Annotated in this window: 15 protein-coding genes and 1 pseudogene; 4 read left to right on the top strand and 12 right to left on the bottom strand. The window is 70.0% G+C overall.

What is annotated here, in order from left to right; all coding sequences use genetic code 11:
- Positions 1–137 precede the first annotated feature (137 nt).
- Together K7G61_RS29145 and K7G61_RS29140 are read right to left on the bottom strand one after the other, a co-directional pair.
- Positions 138–1,172 carry a BMP family protein gene (locus tag K7G61_RS29145; protein WP_225850013.1) on the bottom strand — a complete coding sequence of 345 codons (1,035 nt, stop codon included), beginning with the start codon at positions 1,170–1,172 and terminating at the stop codon, positions 138–140.
- 295 nt (positions 1,173–1,467) lie between these two features.
- Entirely contained in the window at positions 1,468–2,625 is a 1,158-nt protein-coding gene (locus tag K7G61_RS29140; protein WP_225850051.1) for a M20 family metallopeptidase, read from the bottom strand.
- 595 nt (positions 2,626–3,220) lie between these two features.
- Between K7G61_RS29140 and K7G61_RS29135 the strand changes: the two genes are divergently transcribed.
- The 3 genes from K7G61_RS29135 to K7G61_RS29125 are packed head-to-tail and all read left to right on the top strand — an operon-like array spanning position 3,221 to position 5,100.
- A complete protein-coding gene (locus tag K7G61_RS29135) occupies positions 3,221–4,051 on the top strand; it encodes an NAD(P)H-binding protein (RefSeq protein ID WP_225850012.1) in 831 nt (276 codons plus the stop codon).
- A 54-nt stretch (positions 4,052–4,105) separates the two neighbouring features.
- Positions 4,106–4,651 (top strand): RNA polymerase sigma factor, encoded by a 546-nt coding sequence (locus K7G61_RS29130; RefSeq protein WP_225850011.1) that lies wholly within the window; start codon positions 4,106–4,108, stop codon positions 4,649–4,651.
- Positions 4,648–5,100 (top strand): hypothetical protein, encoded by a 453-nt coding sequence (locus K7G61_RS29125; protein ID WP_225850010.1) that lies wholly within the window; start codon positions 4,648–4,650, stop codon positions 5,098–5,100. The genes K7G61_RS29130 and K7G61_RS29125 overlap by 4 nt, the downstream gene beginning before the upstream one ends.
- A gap of 15 nt (positions 5,101–5,115) precedes the next feature.
- On the opposite strand, the gene K7G61_RS29120 is transcribed toward K7G61_RS29125, so the two are convergent.
- The 9 genes and pseudogenes from K7G61_RS29120 to K7G61_RS29085 all read right to left on the bottom strand — a co-directional run bounded on the left by K7G61_RS29120 (position 5,116) and on the right by K7G61_RS29085 (position 13,415).
- Positions 5,116–6,150: an alpha/beta fold hydrolase gene (locus K7G61_RS29120; RefSeq protein ID WP_225850009.1), complete on the bottom strand. Its 1,035-nt coding sequence runs from the start codon at positions 6,148–6,150 to the stop codon at positions 5,116–5,118.
- A gap of 110 nt (positions 6,151–6,260) precedes the next feature.
- A complete protein-coding gene (locus tag K7G61_RS29115; protein ID WP_225850008.1) occupies positions 6,261–7,409 on the bottom strand; it encodes a hypothetical protein in 1,149 nt (382 codons plus the stop codon).
- Between the two features lie 517 nt (positions 7,410–7,926).
- Positions 7,927–8,166 carry a hypothetical protein gene (locus K7G61_RS29110; RefSeq protein ID WP_225850007.1) on the bottom strand — a complete coding sequence of 80 codons (240 nt, stop codon included), beginning with the start codon at positions 8,164–8,166 and terminating at the stop codon, positions 7,927–7,929.
- Positions 8,167–8,354: 188 nt separating this feature from the next.
- A complete protein-coding gene (locus K7G61_RS29105) occupies positions 8,355–9,236 on the bottom strand; it encodes a hypothetical protein (RefSeq protein WP_225850006.1) in 882 nt (293 codons plus the stop codon).
- A gap of 114 nt (positions 9,237–9,350) precedes the next feature.
- Positions 9,351–9,459, bottom strand: a pseudogene (locus K7G61_RS37395) (IS5/IS1182 family transposase); the annotation flags it as partial.
- Positions 9,460–9,503: 44 nt separating this feature from the next.
- Positions 9,504–11,243 (bottom strand): amidohydrolase, encoded by a 1,740-nt coding sequence (locus K7G61_RS29100; RefSeq protein WP_225850005.1) that lies wholly within the window; start codon positions 11,241–11,243, stop codon positions 9,504–9,506.
- A 203-nt stretch (positions 11,244–11,446) separates the two neighbouring features.
- The gene (locus K7G61_RS29095; RefSeq protein WP_225850004.1) at positions 11,447–11,995 is read right to left on the bottom strand and encodes a hypothetical protein; all 549 of its coding nucleotides are present in this window, start codon (positions 11,993–11,995) and stop codon (positions 11,447–11,449) included.
- 233 nt (positions 11,996–12,228) lie between these two features.
- The gene (locus K7G61_RS29090) at positions 12,229–12,525 is read right to left on the bottom strand and encodes a DUF397 domain-containing protein (protein ID WP_225850003.1); all 297 of its coding nucleotides are present in this window, start codon (positions 12,523–12,525) and stop codon (positions 12,229–12,231) included.
- 5 nt (positions 12,526–12,530) lie between these two features.
- Positions 12,531–13,415 (bottom strand): helix-turn-helix transcriptional regulator, encoded by an 885-nt coding sequence (locus K7G61_RS29085; protein ID WP_225850002.1) that lies wholly within the window; start codon positions 13,413–13,415, stop codon positions 12,531–12,533.
- 334 nt (positions 13,416–13,749) lie between these two features.
- Between K7G61_RS29085 and K7G61_RS29080 the strand changes: the two genes are divergently transcribed.
- Complete coding sequence (locus K7G61_RS29080) at positions 13,750–14,229, top strand: ATP-binding protein (RefSeq protein WP_225850001.1); 480 nt, start codon at positions 13,750–13,752, stop codon at positions 14,227–14,229.
- A gap of 148 nt (positions 14,230–14,377) precedes the next feature.
- Here K7G61_RS29080 and K7G61_RS29075 read toward each other — a convergent pair whose 3' ends face one another.
- Positions 14,378–16,027, bottom strand: coding sequence for a S41 family peptidase (locus K7G61_RS29075; protein ID WP_225849999.1), 1,650 nt, complete (start codon positions 16,025–16,027; stop codon positions 14,378–14,380).
- Positions 16,028–16,052 lie beyond the last annotated feature (25 nt).

Below are 16,052 nucleotides of genomic sequence, written 5' to 3'. Positions count from 1 at the left end.
AGGGTGAACGTATCGCGGAAAGTTGGCTCTACGCGCGTAGTGTTCCGTCCGGTGACCGGACAGTGATCGAGGCTCGGCGGGGGCAGCTCACGTACCCCCACCGAGCCTCACGATCACGACCGTTCACCCGCGAGGGGTCACGGCGCGCTCTTGACCTTGATCTGACCGGAGACGATCTTCTGCTTGGCCGCGTCGATCTGCGACTGGACGTCGCCGAGGAAACCGCCCGAGGTGGCCAGCGACACACCGCCGTTGGCCAGCGTGTACGTGTTGGTGCCGGTCTTCGACTTGCCGTCGTGGACGGCCTGGATCAGGTCGAACGTCGCCACGTCCACGTTCTTGATCGCGGAGGTGAGGATGTGGTCCTTGTACTTCGCCAGCGCCGGGTCCTGGTACTGGTCGGAGTCCACGCCTATCGCCCACGCGCCGGCCTTGCCCGCCACCGCCTGGATCGAGCCGTCACCGGACAGGCCGGCCGCGGTGTAGATCACGTCGATGCCCTGGTCGAGCATGCCCTGGGCCTTGCTCTGCGCCGTGGTCGGGTCGTTGAAGCCCTTGGTGTCCGTCTCGTACAGGTACTGGTCGGTGACCTTCACGGACGGCTTGGTGTCGTGCACGCCCTGGTCGAAGCCGGCCTGGAACGTGCCGATCAGCGGGTTGTGCACGCCGCCGATGAAGCCGACCTTGCCGGACTTGCTCTTCAGCGCCGCGGCCACACCCGCGAGGTACGAGCTCTGCTCGGTGGCGAACGTCATGCTGTCGACGTTGCTGCCGGGCACCACCGAGTCGACGATGCCGAACGTCGTCTTCGGGTACTTCTTGGAGATCTTGGTCACGGCGTCGCCGTAGGTGAAGCCGACCGCGACGACCGGGTTGTAGCCCGCGGCGGCCAGCGAGTCGAGCCGCTGCTCACGGTCGGACTCGGTCTCGCCGTTGCTCGCGGTGAGTTCCTTGGACTTCAGGCCGAACTGCTTGTCGGCCTTGTCGAGGCCGCGGGCCGCGGAGTCGTTGAAGGAGTGGTCGCCGCGGCCGCCGACGTCGTACGCCATGCCGACGCCCTTCTTCCCACCGTCACTGCTGCTGGACGTGGAACTGCTGCCACAAGCAGTAGCGGTCAGCGCGAGGGCCGCGGACACCACACCCGCCGCTGCGATCTTGGATACCCGGCGCAAGAGGGTTCCCCTTCAGTTGGAAGCGCCCCGTCCGGCGCTGGCTAAGCTCGGAGCTTAACGCGCGTAGATGTCAGGTAAAGGCGGAATGAAGACCCGTTATCGGATCGACGCATTTCGGCCAGGTGAAGGGGGCGTGGCCGAGGGCTCACGCGCCGTCAGCACGGGACGGGGGCGCCCGCGGACGGGGCAGCGGGCGCAGCCGGGGCCGGAGCCTGAGCCGGAGCTGTGACCACGCCCGGGGCCGCGGGCGGCGCCGGGGTCGCGGGGGACCGTCCCCGGCGGGCGGCCGCCCTGGTCACGACAGCAGCGCCGCCGTGGCGAAAAGCTCCACGCCGACCGCGAGCGCGCCCTCGTCCAGGTCGAAGTCACCCTGATGCAGGTCCCTCTTCGTCGTATCGCCGACCGTACGCACACCGAGCCGCGCGAGCGCGCCCGGTACCCGTTCCAGATACCACGAGAAGTCCTCGCCGCCCAGGCTCTGCTCGGTGTCCTCCACGGTATGCGCACCGAATCGCGCCGTCATCGCGTCCCGCAGCAGCTCGACGGACTCCGCCTCGTTCACCACCGGGGGCACCCCGCGCTGGTACGTGATCTCGCACTTGGCGCGGTAGATCGACGCGACCTGGTCGATGACCTCGTGCACCAGGTCTGGCGCGTCGTGCCATGCGGCCAGCTCCAGGCAGCGGACGGTGCCCTCCAGCTCGGCGTGCTGGGGGATGACGTTGGCCGCGTGGCCGGCCTGGATGCGGCCCCACACGATGCTCAGCCCGGCCCGCGGGTCCACCCGGCGGGTCAGCGCGGCCGGCAGCTCGGTGGCCAGCTTCGCGGCGGCCATCACCAGGTCCGTGGTCAGGTGCGGGCGGGCGCTGTGGCCGCCGGGCCCGTCCAGGGACAGCTTGATCTTGTCCGCGGCCGAGGTGATGGGGCCCGGGCGCAGCCCGATCCGGCCGACCTCGGTCTTGGGGTCGCAGTGCAGCGCGAGGATCCGCTCGACGCCCTCCAGGACGCCCGCCTTGACCGCGTCCAGCGCGCCGCCCGGCATGACCTCCTCCGCCGACTGGAACACCAGGCGGACCGGCCGCTTGAGCCGGCCCTCCTTCGCCAGCCGGGCCAGCACGATGCCCGTGCCCAGCACGATGGTGGTGTGCGCGTCGTGCCCGCAGGCGTGCGCCCGGCCCTCGACGCTTGAGCGGTACGGCACGTCCTTGGTGTCCGGGACCGGCAGCGCGTCCAGGTCGGCGCGCAGCGCCAGGCGTCCCCGCGTCGCGTCCTGCGGACCGATGTCGCAGACCAGGCCGGTCCCGGCGGGCAGCACCCGCGGGCTGAGCCCCTCGCGCTCCAGCCGCTCCTTGACCCGCTGGGTGGTGCGGAACTCCTGCCGGCCCAGCTCGGGGTTGCGGTGCAGGTCGCGCCGGAACTCGGTCAGCTCGGCGCGCAGGTCCTCGGGGAGCAGGGATTCGCCGGGTACGGGGGCACCGGCGAGAGCTGCGGGAGCGGCGCCGTCAGCGGCGGCGGGAGCAGGCGCAGGGGTTGCCGCGAACGCCCCGGCAGCCCCTCTGGCCTGGCCGGACGTCTCGGACGGCGCTTCAGGGGAGTCGTTCACCTCAGTCAGCGTATGCCCCACGATCGGCTCCTCTTGCCTGATCACGAAAAAATGCGGTGCCGCGGATTCCGTGGGAGCTGCCCGATCGGCGCGTACGGGATCATCCTCGGGAGTTGATCAGACTACCGGACGTCGCCGGACGGACACGCTCCCGCGAGCCCCGGCGACCGAGTGATCGTGTCCTGCGGCCCCCGTGGCGCCCCTCAGCCTCCCATGGCGGAGCCCGGGCGGGACCCCTGTTCCGCCCCCTGCCTTACCGCCCCTGCCGGCGGCCCGGCGGCTGCCCGTAACGGATTTCCGCGGCGGGCGGCGCGGCCCCGGCGCTTCCAGGAGCGCGCCGCGCCCGGTCGCGCAACCGGTTAAGTCGGTGGCCGTCCTCCGCGGCAGGAGGCAGGATCGGGCCAGGATGGGCTGACGGGTCGGCAGATCGGCGAAGGGCAGAGCGATGATCTTGGTGACGGGGGCCTCGGGGCACGTCGGGGGCGAACTGGTGCGGCGGCTCGCCGAGGAGGGGCGGCCGGCGCGGGCGATGGTCCGCGAGCCGCAGCGGTACGCCGCCCCGGCCGGGGTGGAGGTGGTGGCCGGGGACCTGAACCGGCCGGACGGCCTCGGTCCGGCGCTTGAGGGCGTCACCGGTGTCTTCCTGCTGCCCGGCTTCGCCGACATGCCCGGCCTGCTGGAGCGGGTACGGGAGGCCGGGGTCGCGCACGTGGTGCTGCTGACGTCGCGCTCGGTGGTCGGCGGGAAGCCGGACAACGCGGTGGTGCGGATGCACCTGGACTCCGAGGCCGCCGTGCGCGCCTCCGGCACCGGGTGGACGGTGCTGCGGCCGAGCGGGTTCATGTCCAACACGTTCCAGTGGCGCGAGCAGATCCACGCGGGCGACGTCATCCGCGAGCCCTTCGCCGGGGTGCCGATCGCGGTCATCGACCCGTACGACATCGCGGCCGTCGCGGCGGCGGTCCTGGGCCGCCCCGAGCACTACGGGCAGGCGTACTCCCTCAGCGGCCCCGAGGCCCTGCTCCCCGAGGAGCGCGCCGCGGTCCTGGCCGACGTCCTCGGCCTGCCACTGCGCTTCGAGGGCCGGCCGGACGACGAGGCCCGCGCCGAGATGAGCGCCACCATGCCCGCTCCGTACGTCGACGCCTTCTTCCGCTTCTTCGCCGACGGCGAGTTCGACGACGCCCCGGTCCTGCCCACCGTCGAGGACCTCACCGGCCGGCCCCCGCGCACCTTCCGCGAGTGGGCCACCGCCCACGCCGCCGAATTCCGCTGACGGCTCCCCGGGTTCCGGCGCGGCGGCCGGGATCGCGGCGGTAGTCTCCCGGAGATGGACGGCTCCGCGGGAGAACACCGGCCGCCATGGGACGCGTTGGCCCCACTGGTGCGGGCGGCACGGGCGGGCGACGCGCTGGCGATGGACGAGGTGCTGGCCGCGGTGACCCCGTACGTGACCCGGCTGTGCCGGCCCATCGCCCTGTCGGACGCGGAGGACGCCGTCCAGGAAGCCCTCACCGCGATCTTCGTGGGCCTGCGGGGACTGCGGGATCCGCGGGCGTTCTACGCCTGGGCGCGCACCCTCACCGTGCGGGAAGCGGTGCGGGTGGCACGGCGGACGGCCGCCGAGCGGTCCGTCGACCCCGGCGAGGCCGCCCGGCTGCGCGGTCTCGCCGACGCCGGTGACGGCGAACTGCCGGCGCAGGTACGGGACGTCCTGGCGCGGATGCCCGCCCGGCACCGCGCCGTCCTGGTCCTGCGCGAGCTCGAAGGGCTCGACGAGGCGAGCGCGGCCGAGGTTCTGGGCGTCCCGCCGGGCACGGTCAAGTCCCGGCTGCACCGCGCCCGTTCGGCCTTTCGGAAGGCGTGGCGGCAATGAACGTCGATACGGTGGCCAGGCTGCGGCTGATCGCGGCCGGACTGCACACCACCCTGTACGCGGAGCAGCGCCTGGAGCTGCCGTACGAGAAGGTGTGGGCGGTCGCGTCGGACCTGGCGGGCGAGCTGCCGCACCTCGTGCCGCTGCTGCGCGAGTTCCGCGTCCCGCCGGGCGACGCCGATCGCAAGCACGCGCTGGCGGTGGGCCCGCTCGGCCTGCGCACCGGCTTCGACGTGCGGCTCGCCCCCGGCTGGTGCCTGATGCAGTCCCGCCTCGTGGTGGGCGGCATGGCGGCCGTACCGGAGGGCGACGGCACGCGGTTCGCCGTACTCGGCGCCGCGCGTCCCGCCGCCCTGCGGCCGGCCCAGCGGGTCTACGCCCTCGGGGGCGGCCGCCGCGCCCGGGCCTTCATCCGCAAGGTCGCGCTGCGGGCGGCCGCGCGGCCGTGAGGGTCCGGGTCGCGTTCAGTGGCCCGGGCGCCCCGGGCGCCCCTGGTGTTGGGGTGCGAAGAGCTCCTTCATCGCCTCGGCGACCGCGCCCGGGTCCTCCACGGGCAGGAAGTGCCCGGCGCCCGGCACGATCCGTACGGTGAGGTCGTCCGCGCGGCTGCCGTCCCCGGCGAGCATGGACGGCGGGAACACGATGTCCCGCCCGCCTCCCAGCAGCACGGTGGGAACGGTCAGCCGCTGCCCGCGCCGCGTACCGCGCAGCAGCGCCGGGATCTCGCGCACCACGTACTGCCAGAACATGGCCTGCCCGGCGTGCGCGGCGGCCCGGGCGGCGGCGGCGAACTCCGTGAGCTCCGCGTCCGGCCAGACCGAGCGGTCCGCTGCCTGGTGGCGCAGCAGGAAGCGGGTGAAACCCGGCCAGTGGCGGAGCACGGCCCGGCCGATCACCGGGTACTCGACGAACGCGGTGTACCACTGGCGCCACACGTTCGGCAGGATCGCCCGCTGCCCGGCCCACGGGTGGGGTGTGTTGAGCGCCAGGTAACCGGTGAACCGCTCCGGTGCCCGCAGGCACAGCCGCAGGGCCACATGGGCGCCCCAGTCGTGCCCCACCAGGCCCACCCGGCGCAGCCCGAGCGCGTCCAGCAGCGCCAGCATGTCGTCGGCCAGGCCGTCGATGTCGTAACCCCGGCGGGTCCGCTCCGACCAGCCGAAGCCGCGCAGGTCAGGGCAGATCAGGCGGTGACCGGCGGCCGGCTGACCTGCGGTCGTCCGTCCCGTCCGTTCCGCGGACGTCCGTCCCGCGGTCACCTGTCCCGTCCGTTCCTCGGCCATCACGGTGGCGACCCGGTGCCAGGCGAACCAGTGCTGCGGGAAGCCGTGCAGCAGGAGGACCGGCGTGCCGGTCCCGTACTCCGCGACATGCAGCCGGATGCCGCGTGCCTCCACCCAGCGGTGTTCCGCCCCTTCCGCGTGCGGCAGCGGTCTGCCCGCCGCCGGTCCGGCCGCGCCCTCCTCGGTCGCGGCCGGGATCGCGTTCGACGTTGCCATGGGAGCACCTCTCGCCTCGGTCGGGCCCCCTCGGGGCCCGCTTCGGCATGCCAGGAGGAGCGGAAGGCGCGAAAGGTTCCCCCCTTCTCCCCTCTCTCCGGTCGGGCTCGCTACCTCGTCAGGAGGGCGCCGCTGCTGAACGTGTCGCCCGTGTCGGCCGAGACGTAGTGCCAGCCGCCGATGGTCAGGTGCGAGCCGCTGGCGGTGATGGAGGCGACGCCCAGCGGCAGGCTCGGGTCGTTCTCGGGCAGGCCGAGGGACTGCCAGCCCGTGCCGGGCGCCCAGGCGAGGCCGACGGCCGCGTCGTCGTTGCCGCCCACGACCGCGAGCCCGCCGTGCGGCCGCAGGGCCGCGGCCTGCAGCGCGAACGTGCCGGCGGGCAGGGGGACTTCCTTCCACGCGGTGCCGTCCCAGTGCAGGGCAAGCCCCGCGGGGCGCTGCTTGTCGGTGTCCCGCGACCAGCCGACCGCCCACACGTCGGACGGCGTGCGCGCGACGACGTCGAAGAGGACGGAGGAGTCGGGGAAGGCGGGGGTCGGCGTCCGGGTCCAGGTGTGCCCGTTCCAGTGCAGCGCGAGGGACTGCCCAGTGCCGTAGTCCGCTCCGACGACCCACACGTCGTCAGGTGACAGCTCCTGCACCTGGTACAGCCCCCAGTCCGCCGAACCCGGTATCCGCACGGACCGCCACCGCCGGCCGTCCCAGTGCTGTACGAGGGGGATCATCGTCCACGTGTCCTGCTCGTATCCCTGGCCCACCGCCCAGGCGTCCTGCCCGGAGGCCGCGCTCACCGACAGCAGGCTCGCGTCCACGGTCCCGGCGGGCAGGGAGGTGTCGGCGGTCAGCCGCCAGGAGCCGGCCGTATAGCGCCCGACGAGTACGCCCTGGTCGCCCGTTCCCTGGTCGCCGACGAAGAACCCCGAGCCGTCGGCGGGCAGGGCCATGTCGTTGATCCTGCTGTCCCAGGCGTCGGCGCCTTGCAGCGGCACGTCGCGCCAGGTACCGCCGTGTTCGAGGTCCCGCTCGTACACGGTGGGCGTGAACCTGGTGACGCCCTGGGCATCCGTGCTGACGGCGGCGCCGCCCGCCCACGTCACGAACGGCCCCTGCTGGGCCACGGTCATCACCGACACCTGGCCGGTCGACGTCTCGGTCCACCCCCCACCGCTCGCGGGTGCGGCGACGGCCTGCCCGCTCACCGCCATCACGACCGCACCGACCCCGGCCACTCCCCCGGCGATCCTCCGCTTGACTGTCACGGCGCTCCCCTTCCGGCTCTCCCCGTGGAGGAGGAATTCCCCCCTGCTCGATCAACGCGCCGGGACCGTCGTCGAGTTACAGGGCGGCGTACGAGGTCCGGTCGCGCGGGAGGGGGCGGGCGTCGGCGCGGGGGGGCTGGGCGTCGGTGCGGGGGGGTCGCGGCCTCCGCCGCGGGGGCCCGAAATCGCATATTTACGGGCCGTGCTGGTTTTCCGTTGCTTTCTGGCACGGTTGGCCCACAAATATGCGGCAGCATTTCGGTCCCCCACGTCTCCGCCCGCTCCCGCCGTGTCCACAGGGCGGGCAGTGAACGGGACCGGCGGCGATCACGCGCTCTGAGGTTCCTCACCGGTCCAGGCTTGCCGGACGATCTCCTTCGCACGAGCTGCGAGGTCGGGTTCGCCATCGAAGACGACGGTGGTGCGGAACTGGCGCCGGGGACGCTCACCGGCTTGGCACCGCAAGGGCGGCGGCGGAGGCCGGCCGACCACCCCAGCCATGACGCCGAGGGGGCGATCAGCCCTCGGTGAAGATGTCCTCGCCACGCTCGGCGGTGAACGCACGGTCGAACCACCCCTCCAGGACCTCCGGGTCCATGCAAGCGGTGATCCGCTCACGCTCGGCCGCGGTCACCTCGATCTTGCGGAACTCGAGCAGCCGCAGAAGATCCCTCGCCCGAGCGCGCGCCGCACCATGGGCCTGGCCCTCCTCGCGGAGGCTCCTGGCGATGCTGCCCCGAAGCATGGATGTGTCCATGGTCACAAATGTCCCCCAGAGGTGGGCTTTCACTCGAATGGCGGGGTGGCCCGCGCCCCAGCCGACCGGTCCTGCGGTCACGGCGACATCCCTGCTGCAGAAACAGTTGGCCCGCATGTAGGAGGCAGCACTTGGGCCCCCCACGTCTCCGCCCGCTCCCGCCGTGTCCAGGGCACAAAGGGGGTCGATCAGCCCTCGGTGAAGATGTCTTCGCCACGCTCGGCGGTGAACGCACGGACGTACCACCGCTCCACGACGTCCGGGTCCATACAAGCGGTGATCCGCTCACGCTCGGCAGCGGTCACCTCGACCTTCCGGAACTCGAGCAGCCGCAGCAGAGCCCACGCCTGGCCTTGGGCCTGGCCTTGGGCCTGGCCCTCCTCGCGAAGGCTCCTGGCGATGCTGCCCCGAAGCATGGATGTGTCCATGGTCATAAGTATCTCCCAAATCTGAGCTGCGGGGGTGCCGACAAGGCCGAGTTCGAGAATATCCAGGAAGGTGACAGGAGCTTCTTCCGCGTCCTTGGTCGCGGATACGATCGCCCGCAATGCCTCTTCCACCTGCGGATTCCTGCCGTGAACCATCGCCGACAAGACGGCGAACGACACGTCCTTCTGGACTTCCGTGGGATCAGTGATCAAGGGGAGGTTGTGCGGGCCGAGGACGAGAGGCCGCAGGGTGAGGGTCGGCCACTGTGGTGGGCCGAGATCCATGGGCCGCTCGGCCCAGCGGGCGGTGGATTCGTCCTGGCACACGACCAGGAGGACGGGCGGCTTGCGGTATTTCGCCTGGAGGTAGGCCGCGTAGTACGCCCAGCTGCTGGACTTGTCCATGTCCTTTCGCCCCTGGGCCTCCACTGCGAGGACGTAACTGGTGCCGTCCACCCCCTCGATGTCGAGCAGCAGATCCACCCGGCGTTCCAGCACCTTGAATTCGGTGACGTCGGTGGGCAGCGGGGTTGCCGTGCGGGGCTGAGCGAACAGAACGTCAAGCCATGGGGAAGACTTTGCGAACAGTGCAAAGTCCTCCCCGAAGATGCGATGCATACTCTCGTGCGATGAGCGGACCATGCCGCGAACATATGCCAACGGTTTTGGGCAGAAACGATGAGGCGGTCGCGCGTTCACCCGAATGGGGGATGAGATCTGCCTCACGCGCCCGCGTGGAGTGGGTCACCGTGCAGCCTGGCGCTCCCGAATCCGGACGGTGCGGTGGGTGCGGGAGGCGGTCAGGTCATGGGCCCGGCAGGGCGGGCGAGAGCCACAGCAGGCGGCCTTCCGGGCCGGTGACGAGCCCGGAAAGGCAGCACGGAAAGCACTCACAACCACCGCGTGGGCTCAAGAGGGGGCCTCATACACCTGTTGTCCGCCGATATATGTCCGCCAGACCCGCGTGGCCTTCACGTCCGTGGCACTGCTGGTAGCGGAAAGTTGACTGTTCAGGATGACCAGATCGGCGATCTTGCCTTCGTCCAGAGTGCCCTGGGTCGCGTCGTCACCGGCCGCGTACGCCGAGCCGTAGGTGTAGGCGTTGAGGGCATCGGACAGGGAGAGAACCTGGTCTGCGGGAGCGAGTGCCTCGCGCTCCTCGTCGGGCGGTCGGCGTGTCATCGCGACGTAGATTCCGGCTATCGGGTCGACGCTGCTCGTGGGCCAGTTTCCGTGGCCGGACAGCATACTGACGGGACCGTCGGACCCGGCAGCCAGCACTGCGCCGTTTTCGATGAGCGAACGGAATGGATATTGCTGGAGTGTGCGCTTGTCGCCGATGACGGGGATGTTGTACGTGTCCATCTGCTTGCCGTGGCACGCCCATATCGGCTGGATGGTCGCGATTGCGTTGCCGTTGAAACCGCTGATGTCCTCAGGGGCGACGACCTGGAGGTGGGCGATCTTATCGCGAGGCCGCACCCCGCTTCCCTTTGCCTCCCGCACGGCGCTGAGAGCTGCGTGCACCGCCCTGTCGCCTATGGCGTGGAAGTGGCAGTTAAAGTCTTTCTCCGCCAGCTTCTTCACGATGACGGTGAGCATGTCATCGCGCTCGTCGTGCAGCGGCACATGCAGTACGCCGCTTCCGCCAGGTACGGGGTTCTGTTCCTCCGGGACGTTGTAGGGCTCGTTCAGGGCCGCAGTATACGATTCCACGATGCCGTCGAGAAGTATCTTGACCGTGTCAGCCCTGACGCCTTGTCCCTGGAGCTTATCCCGGACTTTCTCCAAGCCGGCGATTTGCTCATCGATTTTATTGTTTTGCCAGCAGTACCAGGTCAGAGCGCATGAAGCACGGCCGGTCAGTCGATTTTTTTCCTTTGCTTCGGCATAGGCGTCCGCACTCGACGCGGGCGGCGATTCGTGGTCCACCAGGGCGTCCTGCCAGCCGGTGATGCCGTGGGGGTACAGGAGCTGGTTCTGTGCCGCCACCAGGGCCTCCACCAGTTCGTCCAGAGTGAAGGGCTTTGTGTTGAACTGCTCCGGATCCTTCGGTTCCAGACGTTGAGCCCATTCATGTGCGACACCCGCCGGCGTCCCGTCGGGATCCCGCGTGAACCATCCGCCTTCCGGATCCGGCGTGTTCGATGACAGTCCGCAGGCTTTCAGCACTGCCGTATTGAACCATGTCGAATGCCCGTCCCTGCTTTGGAGGAATGCCGGGCGACCGTCCGGGATCCAGTCGTCGAGCAACCTCCGATCGGGCCACCCACCGGTATCCGCGAAAGCCTCCATGGCCCAACCGCCGCCAACGATGACACCCTCGGGGTTGGTTTTCTGATACCGAGCGACAGCCGCCTTGTAATCATCCCTGGAAACGCCGGACAGTACGCACGTTTTCCCGGTCAGCGCCAATCCGAAACCAATGGGATGGACGTGTGCGTCATGAAATCCTGGGGTCAGGGTCTTCCCGCCGCACTCAATGCGCTCGTAATTATTGTACGTGGAGGACGGTTCTCCTTCGCCGAGACAATCTATCCACCCTGATGGATGCACCGCCAGGTAGCCTTTTTCGATCCACCGGTACTCTGGATTCTCGCCGCCGCGGAAGATGCGGGCATTGACGAACAGAACGCCAGGTTGCGCCATGATGGGTCCCCGTTTTCCATGGACTGATGTTCGGTGACGTTTGGATTCAAGCGTAGTCAGCGTCCTGCTGTCGGGCGAGAGATTTCTGTTACTTGACTCGAATGGACCCGCGCGGCGTGCCGTATTGCGAGACGTAGCTTACAATCGCCCTGCATCGGCGCAGTTTCGTGGATGAGGGGTCCCACGCTCGCGGCGTCCCCGGTTCAGGCGGAGCAGGCCCCGATTCTGCGGAGGGCGGCCACCATTCGCACGTCGTAGAAGCTCACCAGGGCGTGGAGGGTCGAGCAGAGATTGGGGTTCTGGAAATTCCGGTAGAAGCTCTCGCTCCATTCGGTCCACTGCGGGCACTTCCCCTTGTCCTCGGGGGATCCCCGGAGGATGAAATGCCCGTCCGCCGGGGCGCAGTCGACCAGCCGGATGAGGTTGGTGTACACGTACTCGAAGTAGTCGAGGGACCAGACGTTCGTCTGCTTCAGCTGTGCTCGTACTGCCGGGTCGCCGACCTCGCTGAAACGCGTGTGGTTCCGCCACAGCAGGTTGATGTTCCGGTTGTCCGCGGAACTGAAGAACTCGTCCATGTCGAGCAGCGGCCGGTAGAGCTCGTCCAGCCTGGACGCCTCCACCTGACTGGCGCTGTCCTGCGCCTCCTTGCGGGCGATCGACGCCTCCGTGAAGACCAGGAGGAGGGAGACGATGCCCACCACCGCGACCGCCACCTGGATCACGAATTTCCACGTGTCGAGGTTGCGCACGCGAGAACGCCTCGTGCCCGGCGGGCCCTTCGATTCATCCGTCATGAAGTGTTGCCGTTTGTCGCCGTTGCGAGGGAATGTGCGGGACTGGCTCACCGTACAAGTGCCGGGCTCCCCTTGCCCGTCGACACGCACGCGCTCCACCCGCACCTCTCGGTGGCCCGCGGCCCCGCTCCCGGCGGCACGGTGACGGTACGGGGGCGGGGGCGGTGGTGGGGCCGTGGTGGGGCCGATCAGACGGCGGGCAGTTGGCCGTTGCGTATCGCCGTCGTGAAGGCGGTCCACTCCGTGGGGGTGAAGAGCAGGGCGGGGCCGCCGGGGTTCTTCGAGTCCCTGACGGCCATCCCTCCGCCTTCGGCCAGGCGGGCGCCCTCGACGCATTCGCCGCCCTGGGCGTTGCTGTAGCTGGACGTGAACCACTGCTCGGTGCCGGTGAAGCGGGCGGCCTCAACGCATTCGCCGCCGTGGTCGTTGCTGTAGCTGGACTTGAACCAGTGGGCGCCGGTCAGCGCGTCCGCCTTGATCGTCATCGGTATCAATGCTCCTTGATCGCTTCCTTGATCATGCTCAGGGACTCCTGCGGTCCCGAGGCAAAGGCCCGGAGGTCGGAGAACACGTCCTGGTAGCGCTCGACGTCACTGTCACTGCGTTTGACCACAGCGTCCACGCGGTTTTCGAGGTAGACCATCGGCTTCAGGGCGAGGAATTCGGGAAACTGGAGTAGCACGAACGAACCGTCCATCCCTGGGTGAGCGCCCGCGCTGAACGGAACTACCTGCACGCGGACGTTCGGCGAGGACTCCGCCGCATCGACGATGTGGGTCAACTGGTCGCGCATGACCTGAACGCTCCCAACGCGGCGGCGCAGCACGGCTTCATTGATGATGACCGTGAACTTGAGCGGGGAGTCCGGGCGGCGGAGGACTTGCCTACGCGTCGCCCGGACAGCCGCCATACGCTCGGCATCTGCGTCCGGGAGCCCACGACCAGCCCATTGGTAAATCGCGTGGACGTATCCTTCGGTCTGCAGCAAGCCCGGCACGAACTCGGACTGATACGTCTGAACTGACGTTGCCGTCGCCTCCAGGTCCAGGTACGCCCTGAATCCCGGCCCGATGACAGGGCGGTACTCCGGCGTCGCCCACCAGTCCTTGCGGGTCTTCGTGACCGCCGCGTACCCGAGTAAACGCGCGCGGGTCTCCGGGTCGGCTCCGTAGATCTCGCAGAGGCCCATCACGTCGGTGGTCTCGACGGCGGCGTTCTCCCCGGTCTCCAGGCGGGTCAGCTTCGAAGGGCTCCAGATGAGCTTCTTGCATACGGTGGCGCCCTTGATGCCGGCGGCCATGCGGAGCTGACGCAGTTCACTGCCGAGCTGCAGACGGCAGAGGGCGGGGGTCGCCGCCTCGATGTCAGTGATCATCCGGGTACTCCTCTGCGCGATGTTCAGTCTGTGGGCGGGACTTCCACGCGGGCAAGCACCTTTCTGCCCGTCGGCAGAAGACCCGCGGTGGAGCGGCCGGTCTGCGCTGGAACGCGGAAGTCCGCTCCGGAAGTTGGCAGTCAGAATTCGGCTCAATCCCTGCCACCGTAACGCCAACAGTGCCACGCTTACAGCCAGTTGCTCACATTGTGCAGTCGAGCACTCGCGCAGAGTGTTCGAAGCTGGTCGCACACACCCTCAACTCCCCTTACGGCACAGGCACGCACGCACACGTACGCGGGTCGCCGTCGCGCGGCCCAACGGAGGCACCACGATGGAAGAACAGGCAATCCCTCAGCGCCGCTCCCCCGGGCCGGTCGGCGAGCGGCGAACCGTTGGCGGTCCCAGGGTGGACGCACCCCCGGTGCTCACCCTGTGGGCGGCGACGCCCAGGAGTGTGGGGCGGGCGCGGCGGGAGTTGGGGAGGGTGCTGGACGCATGGGGGATGGCGGCGCTCGCGGAGGTGGCCGGGCTCGTACTGTCGGAGCTCATGACGAACGCCGTGGTGCACGGGCACGTCAAGGGGCGCGAGGTGGGGACCAGGTTCGTACGGCGGGCGGACGGGGTGCGGATCGAGGTGCACGACGCGAGGGAGGTCAAGCCGGAGGTACGGGCAGCCGGGGCGGACGAGGAGAGCGGGCGCGGGCTGGCGCTCGTGGACGCGCTCACCGGGTCGCGATGGGGGGTGGCCGACCGGGAGGGGCCGGGGAAGTGCGTCTGGGCCGAGGTGGGCACCGCCTCGGCCAAGCCCTGACAGCCCTCAACGCCGCCGACGCCACCAACGGCACCAACGGCACCAACGTGCGCAACGTGGAGGCGGGCCTCTGGACGGCGGCGACGGTCCTGGCGGTTCAAGACCGTCGCCAAGGCTCCAGCGGCCAGCGGCCCAGCGGCCCGGGATGTCACGGCGTGAGCAGCGACACCGCCTTGTCGAGGGACGGGTCCTTGCCGCCGGACAGGTCCGCCGCGGTCAGCGGGGCGTAGTGGTCCGGGGGGACGCCGACGCCGTCGATGATCTCGCCGTTCGCGCCGACCACGTGCTGCGAGGGCATGCGGATCAGGTTGCCGTCGTTCAGCGCGTACAGGAAGGCGGGGCCGGCGTTGACGCCTGCGGTACGTGTGCCGACGAGGGTGCCGAGGTGCAGGTCCTTGACTCCGGTCGCGAACACTTCGCAGGCGGAGGCGCATCCGTCGTCGGTGAGTGTGACCATGGGCAGCTGCAGCAGGGGGGTGCTGTCGTCCACGCGCTGCGGAACGCAAGCGCCGTCGGCGTCGCAGAAGGACACCACAGTGGCGTTGTGGACGAAGGCCCCCAGCAGGACGTTTCCTTCCTGGGCGATTCCGCCGTGGTTGCCGCGTAGGTCGAAGACGATGCCGGTGATCTCGGTGGGTGTGGTCGCCCGCAGGCCGGCGACGGCCTTGAGGACGTCCTGGGCGAGGCCCGGGTAGAAGGCGTCGAAGCGGATGTCGGCGATGCCGCCGTCGATCAGACGGGCGTCCACGTGGGGCTGCGGCTGCGCGGGCAGCGTGCCGGGGACGAGGCGCACGTGCCGGGTCCGGCCGGTCACCGGCCTGCGTACGGTCATGGTGACCGTGGTCCGCTGCGCGGGCGCCGGGTGGAGCAGGTCCACGACCCCGGGGTTGAGCTTGCCGCCGGTGAAGACCGGGACGCCGTCGACCGATTCGACGATGTCACCCGGCTTGAGTCCGGCCGCGGCTGCGGGGGTGCCCTCGCCGACCGCGGTGAGGAAGAGGGGCCCGGTGAAGTCCGGTGCGGTCTCGGCCGGCGGGGTGGTCATGTTCAGGCTGATGCCCAGACCCCAAGAGGGTGCGGCCGGCGTGGGGCCGCCTGTCGTGCCCGGGCCCACGTATCCGGCGTGGTTGTCGTGCAGAGCGGAGATCATCCCTTGGATCGCGGTGAGCGCGAGGGACGAGCGCAGCGCCCGGCCGCCGTCCGTGCCCGCGGCCGGGCCCGAGACGGGCAGCGCGTCCAGCACCTGCTGGAGCCGCGCGGCGAAGCGTGACCAGTCCTCGTCGCGGTCGCCGGTCAGCGCTGGCAGTACGGCGTCCGGCTGGTCGAGCCCGCGCTTGCGCAGTTCCTTGACGACGGCCTGGAAGGCGTACTGCAGCAGCGGGCGGTCGTCGAGTCGCGAACCGCCGTAGTAGTTGCCGAAGACGCAGTAGTACGTCTGCTCGACCGTGCTGACCGATGTGGGGGCCGGATCCTGCGTGGGCGGCTGCGGCTGGGCCGGGTTCTGCCGTTCGCAGGCGGCGGGCCGGTCGGCGGTGGTCGTGGTGGTGGTAGTGGTGGCCGAGGGGTCGGCGAAGGCCGTCATGCGGGTGACGAGGACGCTCCCGGCCAGGACGGCGGCCCCTGTCGCGGCCAGCACGCGTCGCTTGCGGGTCAGCCCGATCCGGCGGTGGCCGGACGGGCGGTGCGTCGGCCCGCCGGCGGGTGTCTCGGGCGGCCTCCCGTTGGTAGGCGTGTCGGTGGCGGGCGTACCGGTGGCGGGGGCCGGGCGGGTGGGCGTGTCGTCGCTCTTGCGGTTCATGCGGAGCGCTCCTGAACTCGACGTC

Source organism: Streptomyces sp. HPF1205 (assembly GCF_020400825.1).
Classification (GTDB): Bacteria; Actinomycetota; Actinomycetes; order Streptomycetales; family Streptomycetaceae; genus Actinacidiphila.
This window is presented reverse-complemented; position numbering and strand designations above follow the sequence as displayed.